The following is a 16,958-nucleotide window of genomic DNA, read 5'->3' as shown; positions in this document are numbered from 1 at the left end:
TGCGATCGCTCGAAAGGAGTCTGACATGACCGAGCCGTTCTTTGGAAATTTTGATCTCGCAAGCCTCTCGCTCTGGCTATTCTACGGGTTCTTTGCCCTGCTGATTTTTTACATTCAGCGCGAAAACATGCGCGAAGGCTATCCGCTCGAGGATGACGATGGCAGGCCGTCGGCCAATCAGGGGCTGTTTCCGCTGCCCGGCGACAAGACCTTCAAGCTGCCGCATGGTCGGGGCGAGTTGACCGTGCCGTCGGGGCAAAACCCCGAGCGTAGCGACCTGGCGCTGGAAAAGACCGCCGCAGGCAATGGGTTCCCCTTTGCCCCCACCGGCGATCCCATGGCCGATGGGGTCGGTCCCGCGTCCTGGGCACCGCGCCGCGATGTGCCGGAACTGGATGGCCATGGCCACCCCAAGATCGTGCCGATGGCCGCGACCGAGCATTTCGTGGTCGCCGCCGGGCGTGATCCGCGGGGCCTTCCGGTCGTTGCCGGAGACGGCGAGATCGTGGGCAAGATCAGCGACATGTGGATCGACGAGCCCGAGCAACTGGTGCGCTATCTGGAAATCGAACTGGCCGCCCCGCATGGCGAGGGCAAACGTCTGGTGCCGATCACATTTGCCCGGATCAAATCGGACCGCGTCAATGTCCGCTCGATCTTTGGCAAGCATTTCGGCGGTGTGCCACAACATGCCTCGTCGCGTCAGGTGACGCTGCTCGAAGAGGACAAGATCAGCGGCTATTACGGCGGTGGCACCCTCTATGCCAGCGACGCACGGCAAGAGCCGCTGCTGGGATAAGGAGCCAAGACCATGAGCCACGACGATTTTGCCGTTGAACCCGTAAGGGGCCTGCCCGAAACCCCGCCCGAGGGCGAGCGTATTCTCTGGCAGGGGGCGCCCGATTGGTGGCGTTTGAGCGTCGAGGCGCTCAGCCTGCCGTGGGTGGCGGGATATTTCGTCGTGCTCGCGGTCTGGCGGTTTATCACCATGATGGACCAGATGCCGCTCGTCACGGCCTTTGCCGCAGCTTTGCCGCTCGTGATCATGGGCGCGGTGGTCTGCCTCATGCTCATGCTGGTGGGCTATATCCAGGCGCGCGCCACGGTCTACACGATCACCAACCGCCGCGTGGCCATGCGCATCGGTGCGGCGCTGACCGTCACACTCAATCTGCCCTATACGCAGGTCGGACGCGCCGATCTCAAACTGGGTAAGAACGGCACCGGCACCATCGTGCTCGACCTGATGGGCGACACGCGGCTCAGCTACCTTGTGTGCTGGCCGCATGTGCGCCCCTGGGTCATGCGCCGCACCCAACCGGCGCTGCGCTGCATCCCCGAGGCGGCCAAGGTGGCACAGCTGCTGGCCGAGGCTGCGGAAACACGCGTCGCCACGCCCAGGATCACCCGCAGCGCGCCGCCGCGCGCCATCGCGGCTGAATGAACAGGAACGGATAAGATGACCGATACAAGCGCCCCCCGATACAAGGCCCCGCCAGACCGCGATCTCGTGCCGCGCGTGATGATCCGCGCGATGCTGGGGCTGGTGCTGGCGGTGTTGGCGCTGGTCACTTATGCGCGCCTCACCGATGCCCCGCTGGTCGCCACCCCGCCCGCGAGCGAGATCGTGCTGGAACGCCATGTGTTCCTGAGCGGCACCATGGGCGGGGCTGCCACGATCCTTGATGCCAATGGCACCCTGATTGCCAATCTCTCACCCGAAGAGGGTGGCTTTATCGCCGGCGTATCGCGCGTTCTGGACCGCGAGCGCGCCAAGCATGGCGTGGCCCTCACAGGCCCCGTCACCCTTATCGCCCGCAAGGATGGCCGCCTCTCGGTCTACGACCCCTCGACCGGATGGGGCGCGGACCTGATGGGCTTTGGCCAGACCAATTCGATGGCTTTCACCAAACTTTTGACCCGCTAGGAAAGGATCACCACCATGGGACTTCTGACACGCGAATTTGAACGCGCCCCCTGCACGGTCGAAATCAGCCACTGTTTCGAGAGCCTGCACGCCCATGTACGCTTCAACAACGGCACCACCGTCTATCCCGGCGACAGCGTCAAGGTCCACGGCCCCGAGATCATGGCCCCCTACGGCATGGTCGTCAGCGAAGACCGCGAGGCCACGATCATCCGCGCGAGCGCGCTTGAGCGCCTCTGGACCCGCCTGACCGGCGATTTCGAAGTGATGGAACTCTGTGAATTCTCCTTCTCCGATGAGGTGACGCTATGAATATCGCCGTCAAACATTCCGCCGACGCCACCACCGTCGAAGAGGGTCTCGCCATACAGGAGGCAAATGCCAAGTTCGACAGCAAGGCCGCCACCGACCTCGCGATGCAGAACACCCTGCTCACGCCGCGCTTTTACACCACCGATTTCGACGAGCTGGATGCCATCGATGTCTCTTCGGTGCGCGAGGATTGGGACAAGCTGATTGACCAGATGGAAGCGGACCCCAACAAGGGCCATTTCAAGAAAAACGAAGACTGGGATCACGTCGATTGGGAAGGCATGGAGCCGAAGCTCAAGAAAGAGTTCATCGACTTTCTCGTCTCCTCCTGCACGGCCGAATTCTCTGGCTGCGTCCTCTACAAAGAGATGAAACGGCGCGGCAACAACAAGGACATCACCCAGCTCTTTCAACTCATGGCGCGCGACGAGGCCCGGCATGCGGGCTTTATCAATGACGCGCTGCGCGAAGCGGGCGTGGCGGTGAACCTCGGGTTCTTGACCCAGCAAAAGAAATACACCTATTTCCGGCCCAAGTTCATCTACTACGCCACTTACCTCAGCGAAAAGATCGGCTATGCCCGCTATATCACGATCTTTCGCCACCTCGAGGCGCATCCCGAACACCGCTTCCACCCGATTTTCAAATGGTTTCAGGAATGGTGCAACGACGAGTTCAGCCATGGCGAGGCCTTTGCCCTGCTGATGAAGACCGATCCGAAACTGACCTCCGGCCGCAATGTGCTCTGGATCAAGTTCTTCCTGACCGCCGTTTACGCCACGATGTATGTGCGCGACCATCAACGACCCGCATTCCACAACGCGCTCGGCGTTGATCCGGATTGGTATGCACATGAGGTCTTTACCAAGACCAGCGCGCTCAGCCGCCAGATCTTCCCGATCACCCTCGATATCGACCATCCGCGGTGGCAAGCCGGGCTGGTGCGGCTGCAAAAGGCCAATGCCGATCTGGCAGAGGCCCGCGCGCAGGGCGGCCTCAGCGGGCGATTGCGGTCGCTGGGCGCACAGATGCGCGCGGCGGCGGCCTTTGTCGGGCTCTATACCATCCCGGCGAAAAAGCACGCCCTGCCCGCGTCGACCCGGATGGAACCGGCCTATTGAAACCCGTGGGGGGCCAGCCCCCCACACCCCCCGAGGTATTTGAGGCCAGATGAAAGGACCGTCGTGAGTAGCCCCTGGATCGCAGCGTTGATGGCGGTTTTTCTCTGGTGGTTCGCCACCGGGGCAATCCTGATCGTCGTGCGGCTCTGCGAACGGCGGGGGGCTGCGGCACGACGCCGGGCGGTGCTGATGGCGCTGCCGGTGCTGGCGCTTGGCATCTGGGGCTATGAGGCCAGCTTGGGACAGACCGGAACCGGCGCGGCCTGCGGCGCGTTCCTGGCGGCACTGGCGATCTGGGGCTGGATCGAGCTCAGCTTTCTCACGGGGGCCATCACCGGCCCCAATACCCGGCCCTGCCCCGCTCATGTGGTCGGATGGGAACGGTTCATCCGTGCCTGGGGCACGGTCGCCTACCATGAAATGCTGCTGACGGGCGTGCTGATCCTGCTCTGGCTCTATGCCGCCGAGGCGGTCAATACCGTGGGGCTCTGGACCTTCAGCGTGCTCTATTTCGCGCGCATCAGCGCCAAGCTGAACCTCTATTTCGGCGTGCCAAAGATCAACACTGAATTCCTGCCCGCGCAATTGGCACATCTTGCCAGCCATTTCCGCATGGCCCCGGTGGGCTGGTTCTTTCCCGTCTCGGTCTCGGCGCTCAGCTTTGCCGTGGCGTGCTGGCTGGAGCGGCTCTGGTCCGCGCCGACGCCCGGCTCGGCGGTTGGCTTTGCCCTGCTGGCGGCGATCACGGCGCTGGCGCTTCTCGAACACTGGTTGATGGTGCTGCCATTGCCGGATGCAAAACTCTGGCGCTGGATGCTGCCTGCGCCCAAACCTACACCTGAAAAATCAAGACCGGAGGGACATCATGGATTTTGATGCCATGTTCACAGCGCAGTTGGACGCGCTGAAAAAGGAAGGCAACTATCGCATTTTCGCGGAACTGGAGCGGCAATGCGGCGCTTTCCCCAAGGCCAAGAGCCATGATGCCCAGACCCCCGAAGAGGTCACGGTCTGGTGTTCCAACGACTATCTCGGCATGGGACAGCACCCCGTGGTCCGCCAAGCCATGAAAGACGCGATCGACGCCTGTGGCACCGGCGCGGGGGGCACGCGCAACATTTCGGGCACGGCGCATCACCATCTGGTGCTGGAGCGCGAACTGGCCGATCTGCATGGCAAGGAGGCGGCGCTGCTCTTTACCTCGGGCTATGTCTCGAACTGGGCCGCCCTCTCGACCCTCGGCGCGCGCCTGCCCGATGCGGTGATCCTCTCGGACGAGTTGAACCATGCCAGCATGATCGAAGGCATCCGCCACAGCCGCGCGAAAAAGGTGATCTGGCGGCATAACGACCCCGAGGACCTGGACCGCAAGCTGACCGCCCTGCCCGCCAACGCCCCCAAGATCGTGGCCTTTGAGAGCGTCTACTCGATGGATGGCGACATCAGCCCGATGGAAGAGATCGTCGAAGTGGCCGAAAAGCACGGTGCCATGACCTATCTCGACGAGGTGCATGCCGTGGGCCTCTACGGGCCACGCGGCGGTGGCGTGTCAGAAGAACGCGGCCTGGCGGATCGCATCACCCTGATCGAGGGCACATTGGGCAAGGCCTATGGCTGCATGGGCGGCTATGTCACCGGCTCTGCCGCGATGTGCGATTTCATCCGCTCGTTTGCCAGTGGCTTCATCTTTACCACCGCCCTGCCCCCGGCCGTGGCCGCGGCGGCAACGGCCAGCATCCGGCATCTCAAGACGTCACAGGACGAGCGGCAGGCACAGCGGGCACAGGTGGCGCGGTTGCGGTCGCTTCTGGACCGCGCCGGCATCCCGCACATGGCAAACGACAGCCACATCATCCCGGTGATGATCAAGGACCCGGTCAAATGCCGGATGCTGGCCGATATCCTCATGCGCGACTATGGCATCTATGTGCAGCCCATCAACTATCCGACGGTGCCCAAAGGCACGGAGCGCCTGCGCTTCACCCCCGGCCCGCTGCATTCGGACGCCGATCTCGACCATCTGGTGCGGGCGCTGACCGTTTTGTGGAAGCAATGCGCGCTCGCGCATGCGGTCGCGTAATCATACCGGCACACGGGCGGTGACAACCACGTGATCCGCCCGTCACCCTGATTGACCGAACCTCAAGACCACCCACCTAATACAGGGGAAGTGGAGGCGAGGAGGTATAACGATGTTCAACCGATGCGCGATCCTGATGCTTGGGCTTGCGAGCCTCGGGGCATCGGCACAGGCGGCCGATGCCAAGCGCGGCGAAATGATCTTCAAGGATTGCCGTGCCTGTCATTCGATCATTGATGAGACCGAAACGCCGGTCGTTCGGGGCGGGCGCACCGGCCCCAATCTCTATGGCGTGATCGGGCGGCACGCGGGCAGCGTGCCGGGCTTCAACTATTCCACCTCAATGGTTGCAGCCGGAAAATCCGGCCTGCGCTGGAACGAAGAGGATTTCGTGGTCTATGTGCGCGATGCCACGGCCTATCTGCGCAACTACCTCGATGACCCGCAGGCGCGCGGCAAGATGGCCTATCAACTGCGCGATGTGCAGAAGGCACACGATGTCTGGGCCTATCTCCAGACCGTGACGCGGCCACCTGCGCAGTAGGTTCAGCGGATCTGACGCAGCGGGACCACTTCGGCCCGCCCGGCCAGGGCGGCACGTATCGCAAAGGCAATATCCGTGGCTGAGAGACCGGCATCGGCATACATATCCGCAGGCTCTGCCTGATCTATGAAACGGTCCGGCAGACAGAGCGTGCGCAGGATCAGCCCCTTGTCAAAGGCACCATGCCGGGCCAATTCGTGCAGAACGATACTGCCAAAGCCCCCCATCGCCCCCTGTTCAACGGTGATGAGCGCGCGGTGATGGCTGACAAGCTGCATCAAGAGATCGGTATCGAGCGGCTTGGCAAAACGGGCATCAGCCACGGTCACTGTGATCCCGTCATCCGCCACCATATCGGCCGCGACCTGACATTCAAAAAGATGCGCGCCAAAGCTGAGGACCGCCACATCGCTGCCCTCCTCGATCACACGCCCCTTGCCGATGGCCAGAGGCTTGCCCCGTTCCGGCAGGGCAACGCCGGTGCCAGACCCGCGCGGATAGCGGAACGCGATTGGGCCTGCGTCATGGGCGGCGGCGGTGGCGACCATATGGACCAGCTCTGATTCATCGGCGGCGGCCATCACGGTCATGCCAGGCAGATTTCCAAGATAGCCGATGTCGAAGGCCCCCGCATGGGTGGCCCCATCGGCCCCCACCAGCCCCGCGCGGTCGATGGCAAAACGTACCGGCAAACCCTGCAGCGCCACGTCATGCACCACCTGGTCATAGGCACGTTGCAGGAAGGTGGAATAGATCGCGCAAAACGGTTTGAGGCCACTCGCCGCCATCCCGGCGGCAAAGGTCACGGCATGTTGCTCGGCAATGCCCACATCGAACACCCGCGCCGGAAAGCGTTCGGCCATCTTGGTCAGCCCGGTGCCATCGGGCATCGCGGCGGTCACGGCAACAATGCGATCATCGCGCGCGGCCTCGGTGACAAGGGCCTGACCGAAAACGCCGGTATAGGATGGCGCGCCGGGCTTGGATTTGGCCTGTGCGCCGGTGGCGGGGTCGAATTTCGACACACCATGCCCCTTGTCCGCCGCCCCCTCGGCCGGGGCATAGCCCTTGCCCTTGACCGTGCAGACATGGATCAGAACCGGCCCCGTGGCCCGGGTGCGCGCGGCCCGCAGCACCGAGAGAAGCTGCCCCATATCATGGCCATCAATCGGCCCGACATATTGAAACCCAAGCTCCTCAAAGAGCGTGCCAGAACCGGTCAGTCCCGTCACCAATTGCCGCGCGCGCTTGGCGCTCTCGCGCAGCGGCGTGGGCAGCGCCGCCTCGAACCCCTCGGCGAGGGACGCCATGCGCGCCAGAGGCTCGCTGGCATACATCCGGCTGAGATAGGATGACATCGCCCCAACGGGGGGCGCGATGCTCATTTCATTGTCGTTGAGAATGACGAATAGCCGCCGTCCCTCAGCCCCGGCGTTGTTCAGCGCCTCATAGGCCATGCCCGCACTGATCGAACCATCCCCGATCACGGCAATCGCATCGCCGGTCGCCTGCCCCATGTCCCGCCCCACGGCAAAGCCAAGCGCGGCACTGATCGAGGTCGAGGAATGCGCAGCCCCAAAGGGGTCGTAGATCGACTCGCTGCGCTTGGTAAAGCCCGAGAGTCCATCCTTTTGCCGCAGGGTGCGGATACGGTCCCGGCGACCCGTCAAAATCTTGTGAGGATAGCATTGGTGGCCCACGTCCCAGATCAGCTTGTCCATCGGCGTGCTGAACACCGCGTGAATGGCCACCGTCAATTCGACCACGCCCAGGGATGAGCCCAGATGCCCGCCGGTTTCCGACACGGCGGAAATCACCTCGGCGCGCAGTTCATCGGCGAGGGTCGCCAATTGCCGATCCGGCATCTGGCGCAGGTCCGATGGCCCGGCGATACGGTCCAAAAGCGGTGTGTTGGGTCTGGTGTGGGTCATGGCGGCCTCCTCCCCGGTGGCGCTGATGCCACCCGCACGAGGGGCGGCATGGGGGCAACGGGGGCGCCTCATGGCGCCCCCATGCTTTGTCAGTTGCTGTAATCCGGCTCGCCGCTGGTGGTGGCCAGCTCAGGCCAGTCGCCGATTACATTGGTGCCTTGCAGGGGCTGCTGATAGCCCTTGTGGCAGGTCTTGCAGGCGGCTTTGGGCGCGTCGGCATAGACCGGCCCCAGCCGGTTCTCGGGCAAGAGACCTTCGAGAGGCACAAGATAGGTGTTGTTCAACTCCAGCACCATTTCGATACCCAAAATCTCCGTGCCCCACTGCGGCGTGACCTGCGACCCGTCATAGAATGCGCGGGAATTGTGGCAGAACACACAGTTCACTCCGAGCGAATTGCTGACATAGTTCATCAGCGAGTAGGTCCGTTCGGCCTGCTGGATACCCGGATACCCATCTGTGCCCGGGACCCCCGCCACGCGGGACTCGAGATCATGCACCTTGATGCTCTCGCCATCGAGCAGGTACTTCTCCAGCGCGTCCGACGGCAACGAGGTGTATTGCGACTGCACCGTCACCCGGTTCTGATTGGCCGACCAGCCTTCGACAGACTCGTTGACCGGACTGATCTTGAACCAGATATCCGACGGCACCGGCTGACCACGGTGACAGGTGTAACAGGTTACACCCACCTCCTTGTTGGCATTGACGTGGCCCGACCATTCCTCGTTGAGGTTCTGGGTCATACCGATCATGACATGGCCAACGGCAGTCTGGTAGTTGTCCACGCTCTCGAAGAGATCGGGAATCCCGGTCCAGACGCGCATCGCTGCCAGCAGGCGGTCATAGTTTTCGACCGTCAGCCCCTCCAACCCCGGCGGCACGTTCTCACGCGCCTCACCGGCAGTCTGCTCGCCCCCCTGCGGCACCACCGGTGCCGAAGTGGATGCAAGGAAGCTCTCGATCGACGGATCGGGCTTGGCCAGATCCAGCTTGAACTCGGGCACCGACATGCCCGTGCCGCGCGGGCCGGTCTGGAGGCTCTCGGTGGCATAGGGCTGGCCCCATGTCACCAGAAGGGCTGCTACAAAGACCGCGCCGCCCACTGTGCCGATGGCCACCGCCGGACCAAAGATGTTGGTCGGATTGTCACGGTTCCATTTGTCAAACCATTTGGGAAACATGGCTTACTCTCCTTTTCCGATAAAGGCCTCGTAAGAGCCATAAGCCTCGTAGCCATAAGACCCGTCGTAGATCGGCGCAAAGTTGTGCTCTTGTGCCCAGATGAACCAGTTGTCCACGACCGTGCCGGTCAGCAGGATGCCGATACCACCCGTGATCGGGGTGAGAACCGCAAACCACCAGGCCCAGCGGTGAATCCCCTCCATCGTCGCGTTGAACCCCATGGTCCAGCGCCAGAAGAGGGCGGCGCGCTCGGACGCCGTTCCGCGATCCACGATCTGCTCCAACTCGCGGTCGCCGCCAAAGCGGGTCACAGCCAGAATGGTCGCCCCGTGCATCGCAAAGAGCAGCACCGAGCCATAGAGGAACACGATCGAAAGACAGTGGAACGGGTTGTAGTAGAGGTTGCCGTAACGGATCGAGAACGCCGTGGTCCAGTCGAGGTGCGGGAAGATACCGTAGGGCACCGCCTCGGACCACGACCCCATAAGGATCGGCCGGAAGAGGCCCAGCACCAGAAAGAGCCAGATGGCAGAGGCAAAGGCCCAGGCGACATGTTTGCCCATCTTGTGGCTTGCGGCCAGTTGATAGGTCCGCAGCCACCAGGCACAGACTGCAACCAGCAGAAAGAACGAGCTGATGATATACCAGCCGCCATCATTGAGCGGCGGCATCGACAAACCATGCTCCGGTCCCGGCGGCTCCAGCGACAGCCAGAAGAGTTGCCGCAGGAACTCTGGCAAGGACCAGCCCACCTGCGCCAGCATGTTGAGACCGACGATAAAGAACCACATGAAGCCGCTGATCAGGCTGACCACGCCCAGCATACCCAGATTGATCGGTCCGATCTGCGCATTGCCCAGCCAGCCGACGAGGGTCGAGAAGAAGGGCTTGCCGGCGCGTTCGGCCGTCAGCCGCCCGCCGGTGTCGTCCATGCCCATCTCGGGCTTGCCCTGCACCTGCACTTGGGTGAAAATGTTCTGATATTCAATCATGGTTCACATCCCTACCTGAGAGGGCCAGATCGGCAGGTCGAGCCACCAGTTCCACCACTCGGGCCAGCCCTTGGTCCAGACCGGGCCGGAAATGATGATACAGACTGCCGAAAAGAAGACCGCATTGATCGCCAGAAGAAATCCGACGCGGTGGATGCCCAGCGTGCCGACCGAATAACCAATGAAGTCGCGAAAGAAGGTATCCTCGTGATCGGGCGTCTTCATCTCTTCGCCCTTCTCGGGATTGGCCGCCGACAGGATCAGGCCGCCATGCAGCGCCAGCGCGAAGGTGGTGGTAAAGAACAGCGTCACCGCCAGCATATGCGCCGGGTTGTAATGGAAGTGCAGATAGGCATATCCGGTGTTCGAGACCCAATCCAGATGACTGAAGATCCCGTAGGGAAACCCGTGCCCCCAAGCCCCCATCAGAAGCGGGCGAAAGATCACCAGCGTCATGTAGGCCAGGATCGCGAAACTGAAGGCAAAGGGCACATGATAGCCCATTCCCAGTTTGCGACAGATTTCCACCTCGCGCAGCGCCCAGCTGATAAAGGCCCCGGTGGCGCAGAAGGTGATGATTTGCCACAATCCCCCCTCCATCAGCGGTGCCAGGCCCAGACCGTAACTCAGGTCAGGCGGCGCGATGTTGATGAGCCATGGGTTGAACGTCCCTTGCTGCGACGCTCCCCAGAAAATCAGGATCGTGCCAAGGGCTGCGAAAAATGCGGTCGTGACCCCGAAGAAGCCGACATAGAAGGGCCCGACCCAAAAATCGAACAGATCGCCGCCAATCAGCGTTCCTCCGCGGACACGGTACTTTCTTTCAAAACTGAGCAAAGCCATCTCGTGGTCCCCGCGTTGTCCGGCTGTTCAGTTTGCCCGCTCAGCCGTTTCGTTTCGTTAGGTAGCCGCGGGCGGCGTTGTCCCCGCCCGCAGCGATCATTGGGACAGTGAAATCACTGACCATACTTGGCAGCGGCGATTTCAAACCAGTTGAAACCGTCGGTGCTGAGCAGCACGAGATGGATCATCGCGGCCAGAAGAAACAGGAACGCGCCCTGCGCCACGAAAACGCGGCGGGGGTCGAAGATGAGCCAGATCTTGTAGAACTTTGCCATGTCTTACCCCTTTCCTCAGAACCACGGGAACCAGATGAAGGTTGCAATATGTGCAACCACTGCAATCGCCGTGAACAGCCAAAGGCCGCTCATGTAGACGGAATGCAGCTCTTGAGCCTGCTCGTCTGTGAGACCTGTGAACGACAGATCAGATTTATCAGCCATGAACTTTCCTCCGGAACGTTATGCTGACGTCGCGTACCCCGCGACCGGGTCCTTCGAGGCCTGCATGGCCCCGCAGGGTTCTGTCCGCCCCAGAATGGGACAGGCAGTTCGTGATCCCGGCCCTTGTCAGGCCGAGAAAATCAGTGGCGTTGTGCGATCCGCCTCGGCCCAGGCACGCGCCAAGGGTCCGCGCAGATCGAGCGTGCGATACTGCACCACGTCGCGCATCCAGCGCAGAGTGGCGACAGGCAAAGCCAACGCAAAAATCAGAGCAAAATAGAGCTGAAATTCCAGACCACGGCGCCGCGCCTGTCGGCTGCGCGCACGGGGCGGGTTTGATGTCATGTCAGTCATCGTCTCAGTCCTCCTCTCGAACTGGAACCCCGGTCATACGGGGGGAAATCGCTTGAACGGTTTGCAGCACGACCCGTTCGTCGCCCTGCCGCAGCGCCGCATCCTCGGCGGCATCGCGCAATGTCTTGGCCGCAGAAATCCGCGTCAGCACCGGATGTTCCGCGACGATCCGCTCCAACTCTCGGGCGGCGTCGGCATCCCACGGAAAATCCCGGCGCAAGGGCGTGGGCGTCGCATGGGTCGCGTCCATCTCGGTCGCCAAGGGCAGGATGTGAAAGAGCGCGTCAAAGAGCCCGTTGCACACCTCCTGCAAGAGCCATGTCGCCCCCGCGTAGCCCATCACCGGCGTCCCCGTGGCGCGCCGGATGGCCGCCCCCGGAAAGCTCATGGGCAAAAACACCGGCTGTGGACCAAATCCCGCGCGCGTCTCGGCGAGATAGATCTTCTCATTGATCGACCCCATCAGGATGAGCGGACGCTTGGTGTGCACAAGGCTGCGCACCTCTTCGTTATTGGTCTTCTTGCCCGCACAGCGCGCCACCGCAAAGGCGCAGGGCAGACCGAGATCGCTCTCGAGGTAATGCCGGATACCGCGCGCATAGGTCTCGTTCGCGACGATCCCGAAATTCGCGGTGGCAAAGAAATCCTGCGTCACCGACCGCCACAGATCCCACACCGGTTTGAGTGTCGAATGTTTCTCACGTTCGATGAACGGTTCCGGGTCCAGCCCCAGCATCTCGCCTAGCTTGCGCAGGAACAGCGTTGTGCTCTCCACACCAATGGGCGCTTGCAGATAGGGTTTACCCAGAACCTCCGCCAATCCCCGACCGAACTCGCGGTACATCACGATATTGGCGTCGGCATTGACCAGATTGCGCATCTCGGCCAGATGCGCCCCGAGCGGCATCACCATATTGACCTCGGCCCCGATCCCCTCGACCAGGCGCCGGATCTCGTGCAGGTCCGACGGCATGTTGAACGTGCCATACATCGGCCCAAGGATATTGACGCGTGGCGCGCTGCCCTCTTCCCGCGGCTTTTCGGGGGGCATCCGCCCCTTGGTCATGCCGAATTCCGTGAAGATCCACGTCATCGCCCGATCCGCCGACTGCCATTGATCCTCGTCAATGGTGCGCGGTAAAAAACGTTGAATATTGGTGCCTTGCGGTGTCACGCCGCCGCCGATCATCTCGGCGATAGAGCCGGTCACAACCACCGCCGGCAGGGCGGGATCAAGCGTGCCCCAGGCGCGTTTCATCGCCTCTTCGGTGCCCGATCCCATTTCGCTCTCGCCCAGCCCGGTCACCACGATGGGCAACTCATGCGGCGGCAGTGCGTCGGTGTAATGCAGCACCGATGTCACCGGCAGGTTCTCACAGCCCACTGGCCCGTCGATCACCACCTGCAATCCCTTGACCGCGCAAAAGGCATAGACTGCGCCCCAATATCCGCCCGCGCGATCATGATCCTGAATAAGCATCAGATCATCTCCTGCGCTTTGGCGGCACGCGCCTGCTTGTCGAGCTTCTTCTGATGCTGCGCGCGGAAATCGGGGCGCAGATTTGGGCTACCTTCCCAGATACCCGCCGTGTCGCCTTCGCCCACCCCGGCAAAGAAGTCGCGCATGCTGTCCATCCGGGCCTTGTTGCCCATGGCGGCATTGACCACCTCGGCAAGGCTCCCTGCCCCTGCAGGCCCCATCAAGGGCCGTGCTGAAATGAGGTTGGTGAAGTAGAGCGACGGTATGCCCTTGGCCTTGGCCTTTTGCACCACCGGCGTGGTGCCTATGGCGAGATCGGGATTGACCGCTTCCATCGCGGCGCAGTCGTCTTCGAGCGAGGCGCGGAACTTGACCTTGACGCCCTTGGACGACAGCCAGTCTGCATCCGCCGCCGACCACGGGGTTTTCGGGCAGGCAGTGCCGACATAGGGCACATTGGCCCCGCTCTCGATCAAGAGACGCGCCACCAAAAGTTCGCTGCCCTCATAACCCGAGAGCGTGATCGTGCCCTTGATGGGCGCATTGGCCAGCGCGCCCTTGATGGCGGGCAGGAATGCGTTCTGCGCAGCGGCCACCCTCTCTGCGGACAGACCAAAGGCATCGCCGATCCCTGCAAGCCAGGCGGCGGTGCCATCATGGCCCACCGGGGCCGAACCCACGATGGGGCGGCCTGCGGCCTCGAATTCGCGGATTGCAGCGGTATAGAAGGGATGGATCGCCGCCACCGCCCCGCAATCGAGCGCGGCATATAGCTCTCGCCACTCGCGGCAGGGCACGACCGGACCAGCAGCAAGGCCCAAGGGTGCCAGCATCGCGCCGATCATCATCGGGTCTGCCGGAAACATCTCACCCAGCAAGGTCACGGTGGGGCGGTCAGACTTGCCGCCCGCAGGGGCCGCCACCGGCCCCGCCATCGCTTCCTTGCGGGCGTAACTCAGCATCGCCCCGGCCAAGACATCCTTGGCCTCGGCATGGGTGGGAATACCAAACCCCGGCACATCGATGCCCACGATCCGCACTCCGTTGATTTCAGAGGGCAGCAGGCGCAGCGGCACGCCGCTCGCGGTCGGCACGCAGAGATTGGTCACGACAATGGCATCAAACCGATCCGGATCGGCCATCTCATGCACGCTTTCGCGAATGTCCTCGAATAGCTTGCCGGTCACAAGCGTTTCGGAATTGAACGGCACATAGCCCACAGAGCGGCGCGCCCCGTAGAAATGGCTCACAAAAGTCAGACCATAGACACAACAGGCCGACCCGCTCAGCACCGTCGCCACCCGCTTCATCCGCAGGCCCACGCGCAAGGACCCAAAGGCCGGGCACATGCTCTGCGGCTGGTCATGCGGCCCCTTGGGATAATCGCGGGCGTATTGATCGAGCAATTCGGATTGGCCCGCCATGCGTGCGGCCTTCTCCATCTCAGCCCCGGAATGACAACCACCCGCCATATCGGGCGCGGTCTCAACGGCGGTGCCGGTGATCACATGGGCCTCGGCGGCCCCGTCATATGTAACTTCATCGCTCATGACGCCCGCCTTTGAGGAGAGGCCTGCGCCTCCCGGTCGGTGGCCTGCTCTGCGGCCTGAATATCGGCCAGAAGGCGGCGCAATTGCTCAGGCCGCGCGCGCGCAAGCAGGCGCTGCACCTCAGCCAGAGTTTCGCGACGGGGCTCGTTAGACATCGTCATAAACCACCTCCAGCGATGCTTTGGGCGCCGCGTATTTGCCGCGCATGTCCGCGTCCGTGGCGGGCTCCAAAACGTAATCGCCCCCCGTATCCTTGCTATCGAAGAGCGCCAGCAGCCCATCCTGATCGAGCGGATTGGGTCGCACCGGTGGGGCCACGGACACCGCGTCGGCCAATTGCGCAAAGAGATCGCCCCACTGGCTCGCCGCTGTGCCAACGATTTGATAGTTTGCAGATTTCTTGCGCAGATCGTCATCCTGCGGGATCGCGGCCAGCACCGGGATATTGACCGCTTTGGCAAAGGCTTGTGCCTCGCCGGAATGGTCATCCTTGTTGATCACAAGGCCCGCGACACCCACGTTGCCGCCCAGCTTGCGGAAATACTCGACCGCCGAACACACGTTGTTGGCCACATAGAGCGATTGCAGATCGTTCGATGCCACCAGAATGACCTTTTGCGCCATGTCCCGCGCGATCGGCAGACCAAAGCCGCCGCAAACCACATCACCCAGGAAATCGAGCAGGACGTAATCGAAATCCCAATCGTGAAAGCCCAGCTTTTCCAACAGCTCGAACCCGTGGATGATCCCGCGCCCGCCACAGCCCCGGCCCACTTCCGGCCCGCCCAGCTCCATCGCGAAGACGCCACCGCGCTTGAAACAGACATCCCCGATCTTGACCGGCTCACCGGCGAGGTTCTTCTTGGTCGAGGTCTCGATGATCGTCGGGCACGCCTTGCCGCCAAAGAGCAGGCTCGTGGTGTCGGATTTCGGATCACAACCAATGAGCAGCACGCGCTTGCCCATCTCGGCCATCATGTGGCTCAGATTGGCCAAGGTGAATGATTTTCCGATGCCGCCCTTGCCATAGATCGCGATGATCTGCGTCTTGGACTTGGGTTCGCCCTGCGGAATTTCGAGCGTCGGCTCTTCATGCGCCTCGTCGCGCAGCCGGCGGTCGAACTCCTTGAGATTCGGCACGTCGTCCTTCATGCTGCGTCCTTCCAGTTGAGTATCATTTTCAGGCAGTCGGGATCGCTGAACGCGGTCCGATAGGCCTGCGGTGCGGTCTTGGACGATGCCTGATGCGTGATCAGGCCGCCCAGACTGAGCGCGCCCGATTCGACCAAGGCGCGGGTCGCGGTCAGGTCATCATGGACCCATTCCGCCGCCACGCGCAGCCGCGCTTCCTTCATGAACGCCATGGGAAAGGCAAAGCTGAGCGCCTGCGGATAGAACCCCGCCAGCACCACCTCGCCGCCCTTGGCCAGGCGGCCAATCAGCGTGTTCAGGATCGCGGGATCGCCCGAGGCATCGTAAATCGCGCGGTAATCGCGGCGCGTGTCATTGTCAGGATGGATCACCGGATAGCCCTGTGCGCCCGCGCTGCGCCCGGCCTGCGTTTCCCAAACGGTGGGCGCAGGGGCCCCCGCCGCAATCGTCAATCGCGCCAGCAACCGGCCCAAGACGCCATGCCCCACGATGAGATCGGGCACGGCCTTGTCCAGCCCCGCCATCGCATGCCGCGCCGTCGCCGCCAGCGCCAGGAGCGCGCCTTCGGCCCCGAATCCTGCATCGATTCGGCAGACGCGCGACGCCTTGGTCACAAGCCGCGCCGAAGCACCCCCAAAGAGACCAAAGGCCCCCTCGTAGCAATCGGCACCGGGGACGAACACATGATCACCGGGCTTGTAGCCCGTGCCGGGCGCGGCCTCGACCACCTCGCCAGCGGCCTCGTAACCGGGCACCAACGGATAGCCCATGCCGGGGAACGGCGGCATCTGCCCGGACCAAAACAGCTTTTCCGTGCCGGTGGAAATACCCGAATGGGTCACATCGACCACCAGATCCCCGGCCCCCGGCGCCTTGAGCGTCAGACTGTCAACCGAGAGGTCTTCTGGTCCCCTGAGATGAACGGCGCGGGTTTCGATGGCGGCCTCCTGTCCGTTGTCTGACAGTGTCAGATTCTGGCTTCCCCTTGCTTGTAAGTGTAACGGGACAGGCTAAAGTGTCAATCTTTCTTTACACTGTCAGAATTAT

At 62.6% G+C, this 16,958-nt stretch carries 20 protein-coding genes; 8 read left to right on the top strand and 12 right to left on the bottom strand.

From position 1 onward, the window contains the following. Window positions 1-25 precede the first annotated feature (25 nt). The 8 genes from puhA to AACZ65_RS14320 all read left to right on the top strand — a co-directional run bounded on the left by puhA (window position 26) and on the right by AACZ65_RS14320 (window position 5,984). Window positions 26-799, top strand: a complete 774-nt coding sequence (puhA, locus tag AACZ65_RS14355) for a photosynthetic reaction center subunit H (protein ID WP_037269006.1) — start codon at window positions 26-28, stop codon at window positions 797-799. A 12-nt stretch (window positions 800-811) separates the two neighbouring features. Then, on the top strand, window positions 812-1,444 hold the full coding sequence (puhB, locus tag AACZ65_RS14350) for a photosynthetic complex putative assembly protein PuhB (RefSeq protein ID WP_339671961.1): 633 nt from the start codon (window positions 812-814) through the stop codon (window positions 1,442-1,444). Window positions 1,445-1,459: 15 nt separating this feature from the next. Further along, complete coding sequence (gene puhC / locus AACZ65_RS14345; protein ID WP_339671959.1) at window positions 1,460-1,927, top strand: photosynthetic complex assembly protein PuhC; 468 nt, start codon at window positions 1,460-1,462, stop codon at window positions 1,925-1,927. A 15-nt stretch (window positions 1,928-1,942) separates the two neighbouring features. Next, window positions 1,943-2,239: a hypothetical protein gene (locus tag AACZ65_RS14340; protein WP_037268998.1), complete on the top strand. Its 297-nt coding sequence runs from the start codon at window positions 1,943-1,945 to the stop codon at window positions 2,237-2,239. After that, window positions 2,236-3,360, top strand: coding sequence for a magnesium-protoporphyrin IX monomethyl ester (oxidative) cyclase (gene acsF / locus AACZ65_RS14335; protein ID WP_339671956.1), 1,125 nt, complete (start codon window positions 2,236-2,238; stop codon window positions 3,358-3,360). Before AACZ65_RS14340 ends, acsF begins: the two co-directional genes overlap by 4 nt. Before the next feature lie 63 nt (window positions 3,361-3,423). Next, window positions 3,424-4,236, top strand: coding sequence for a putative photosynthetic complex assembly protein PuhE (puhE, locus tag AACZ65_RS14330; protein ID WP_339671954.1), 813 nt, complete (start codon window positions 3,424-3,426; stop codon window positions 4,234-4,236). Further along, complete coding sequence (gene hemA, locus AACZ65_RS14325; protein WP_339671952.1) at window positions 4,226-5,440, top strand: 5-aminolevulinate synthase; 1,215 nt, start codon at window positions 4,226-4,228, stop codon at window positions 5,438-5,440. Before puhE ends, hemA begins: the two co-directional genes overlap by 11 nt. A 112-nt stretch (window positions 5,441-5,552) precedes the next feature. Beyond that, on the top strand, window positions 5,553-5,984 hold the full coding sequence (locus tag AACZ65_RS14320; RefSeq protein ID WP_339671950.1) for a cytochrome C: 432 nt from the start codon (window positions 5,553-5,555) through the stop codon (window positions 5,982-5,984). A gap of 2 nt (window positions 5,985-5,986) precedes the next feature. On the opposite strand, the gene dxs is transcribed toward AACZ65_RS14320, so the two are convergent. From dxs to bchC, 12 genes are all read right to left on the bottom strand, one after another. Further along, window positions 5,987-7,915 (bottom strand): 1-deoxy-D-xylulose-5-phosphate synthase, encoded by a 1,929-nt coding sequence (gene dxs, locus AACZ65_RS14315; protein WP_339671948.1) that lies wholly within the window; start codon window positions 7,913-7,915, stop codon window positions 5,987-5,989. Window positions 7,916-8,004: 89 nt separating this feature from the next. Continuing rightward, window positions 8,005-9,099, bottom strand: a complete 1,095-nt coding sequence (gene pufC, locus AACZ65_RS14310; protein WP_339671946.1) for a photosynthetic reaction center cytochrome PufC — start codon at window positions 9,097-9,099, stop codon at window positions 8,005-8,007. A gap of 3 nt (window positions 9,100-9,102) precedes the next feature. Beyond that, window positions 9,103-10,092, bottom strand: a complete 990-nt coding sequence (gene pufM, locus AACZ65_RS14305; RefSeq protein ID WP_339671944.1) for a photosynthetic reaction center subunit M — start codon at window positions 10,090-10,092, stop codon at window positions 9,103-9,105. Window positions 10,093-10,095: 3 nt separating this feature from the next. After that, complete coding sequence (pufL, locus tag AACZ65_RS14300) at window positions 10,096-10,935, bottom strand: photosynthetic reaction center subunit L (RefSeq protein WP_037268979.1); 840 nt, start codon at window positions 10,933-10,935, stop codon at window positions 10,096-10,098. Window positions 10,936-11,048: 113 nt separating this feature from the next. Further along, the gene (pufA, locus tag AACZ65_RS14295; RefSeq protein ID WP_008280385.1) at window positions 11,049-11,210 is read right to left on the bottom strand and encodes a light-harvesting antenna LH1, alpha subunit; all 162 of its coding nucleotides are present in this window, start codon (window positions 11,208-11,210) and stop codon (window positions 11,049-11,051) included. Between the two features lie 15 nt (window positions 11,211-11,225). Beyond that, entirely contained in the window at window positions 11,226-11,375 is a 150-nt protein-coding gene (gene pufB / locus AACZ65_RS14290; RefSeq protein ID WP_009819267.1) for a light-harvesting antenna LH1, beta subunit, read from the bottom strand. Window positions 11,376-11,501: 126 nt separating this feature from the next. After that, entirely contained in the window at window positions 11,502-11,729 is a 228-nt protein-coding gene (gene pufQ / locus AACZ65_RS14285) for a cytochrome PufQ (protein ID WP_037268974.1), read from the bottom strand. 4 nt (window positions 11,730-11,733) lie between these two features. Beyond that, window positions 11,734-13,209, bottom strand: a complete 1,476-nt coding sequence (gene bchZ / locus AACZ65_RS14280) for a chlorophyllide a reductase subunit Z (protein WP_339671936.1) — start codon at window positions 13,207-13,209, stop codon at window positions 11,734-11,736. Beyond that, a complete protein-coding gene (gene bchY, locus AACZ65_RS14275) occupies window positions 13,209-14,759 on the bottom strand; it encodes a chlorophyllide a reductase subunit Y (protein ID WP_339671934.1) in 1,551 nt (516 codons plus the stop codon). Before bchY ends, bchZ begins: the two co-directional genes overlap by 1 nt. Further along, complete coding sequence (locus AACZ65_RS14270; protein ID WP_339671932.1) at window positions 14,756-14,920, bottom strand: hypothetical protein; 165 nt, start codon at window positions 14,918-14,920, stop codon at window positions 14,756-14,758. The genes bchY and AACZ65_RS14270 overlap by 4 nt, the downstream gene beginning before the upstream one ends. Then, on the bottom strand, window positions 14,907-15,911 hold the full coding sequence (locus AACZ65_RS14265) for a chlorophyllide a reductase iron protein subunit X (RefSeq protein ID WP_037268966.1): 1,005 nt from the start codon (window positions 15,909-15,911) through the stop codon (window positions 14,907-14,909). The genes AACZ65_RS14270 and AACZ65_RS14265 overlap by 14 nt, the downstream gene beginning before the upstream one ends. Continuing rightward, on the bottom strand, window positions 15,908-16,849 hold the full coding sequence (gene bchC, locus AACZ65_RS14260; protein ID WP_339672013.1) for a chlorophyll synthesis pathway protein BchC: 942 nt from the start codon (window positions 16,847-16,849) through the stop codon (window positions 15,908-15,910). The genes AACZ65_RS14265 and bchC overlap by 4 nt, the downstream gene beginning before the upstream one ends. Window positions 16,850-16,958 lie beyond the last annotated feature (109 nt).

The organism is uncultured Roseovarius sp. (assembly GCF_963972555.1).
Classification (GTDB): domain Bacteria; phylum Pseudomonadota; class Alphaproteobacteria; order Rhodobacterales; family Rhodobacteraceae; genus Roseovarius; species Roseovarius mucosus.
This window is presented reverse-complemented; position numbering and strand designations above follow the sequence as displayed.

Excerpts from the sequence above, each read along its gene's own strand:
- puhA (WP_037269006.1), top strand. The coding sequence starts at position 26 with ATGACCGAGCCGTTCTTTGGAAATTTTGATCTCGCAAGCCTCTCGCTC.
- puhB (WP_339671961.1), top strand. The coding sequence starts at position 812 with ATGAGCCACGACGATTTTGCCGTTGAACCCGTAAGGGGCCTGCCCGAA.
- puhC (WP_339671959.1), top strand. The coding sequence starts at position 1,460 with ATGACCGATACAAGCGCCCCCCGATACAAGGCCCCGCCAGACCGCGAT.
- AACZ65_RS14340 (WP_037268998.1), top strand. The coding sequence starts at position 1,943 with ATGGGACTTCTGACACGCGAATTTGAACGCGCCCCCTGCACGGTCGAA.
- acsF (WP_339671956.1), top strand. The coding sequence starts at position 2,236 with ATGAATATCGCCGTCAAACATTCCGCCGACGCCACCACCGTCGAAGAG.
- hemA (WP_339671952.1), top strand. The coding sequence starts at position 4,226 with ATGGATTTTGATGCCATGTTCACAGCGCAGTTGGACGCGCTGAAAAAG.
- AACZ65_RS14320 (WP_339671950.1), top strand. The coding sequence starts at position 5,553 with ATGTTCAACCGATGCGCGATCCTGATGCTTGGGCTTGCGAGCCTCGGG.
- dxs (WP_339671948.1), bottom strand. The coding sequence starts at position 7,915 with ATGACCCACACCAGACCCAACACACCGCTTTTGGACCGTATCGCCGGG.
- pufC (WP_339671946.1), bottom strand. The coding sequence starts at position 9,099 with ATGTTTCCCAAATGGTTTGACAAATGGAACCGTGACAATCCGACCAAC.
- pufM (WP_339671944.1), bottom strand. The coding sequence starts at position 10,092 with ATGATTGAATATCAGAACATTTTCACCCAAGTGCAGGTGCAGGGCAAG.
- pufL (WP_037268979.1), bottom strand. The coding sequence starts at position 10,935 with ATGGCTTTGCTCAGTTTTGAAAGAAAGTACCGTGTCCGCGGAGGAACG.
- pufA (WP_008280385.1), bottom strand. The coding sequence starts at position 11,210 with ATGGCAAAGTTCTACAAGATCTGGCTCATCTTCGACCCCCGCCGCGTT.
- pufB (WP_009819267.1), bottom strand. The coding sequence starts at position 11,375 with ATGGCTGATAAATCTGATCTGTCGTTCACAGGTCTCACAGACGAGCAG.
- pufQ (WP_037268974.1), bottom strand. The coding sequence starts at position 11,729 with ATGACTGACATGACATCAAACCCGCCCCGTGCGCGCAGCCGACAGGCG.
- bchZ (WP_339671936.1), bottom strand. The coding sequence starts at position 13,209 with ATGCTTATTCAGGATCATGATCGCGCGGGCGGATATTGGGGCGCAGTC.
- bchY (WP_339671934.1), bottom strand. The coding sequence starts at position 14,759 with ATGAGCGATGAAGTTACATATGACGGGGCCGCCGAGGCCCATGTGATC.
- AACZ65_RS14270 (WP_339671932.1), bottom strand. The coding sequence starts at position 14,920 with ATGACGATGTCTAACGAGCCCCGTCGCGAAACTCTGGCTGAGGTGCAG.
- AACZ65_RS14265 (WP_037268966.1), bottom strand. The coding sequence starts at position 15,911 with ATGAAGGACGACGTGCCGAATCTCAAGGAGTTCGACCGCCGGCTGCGC.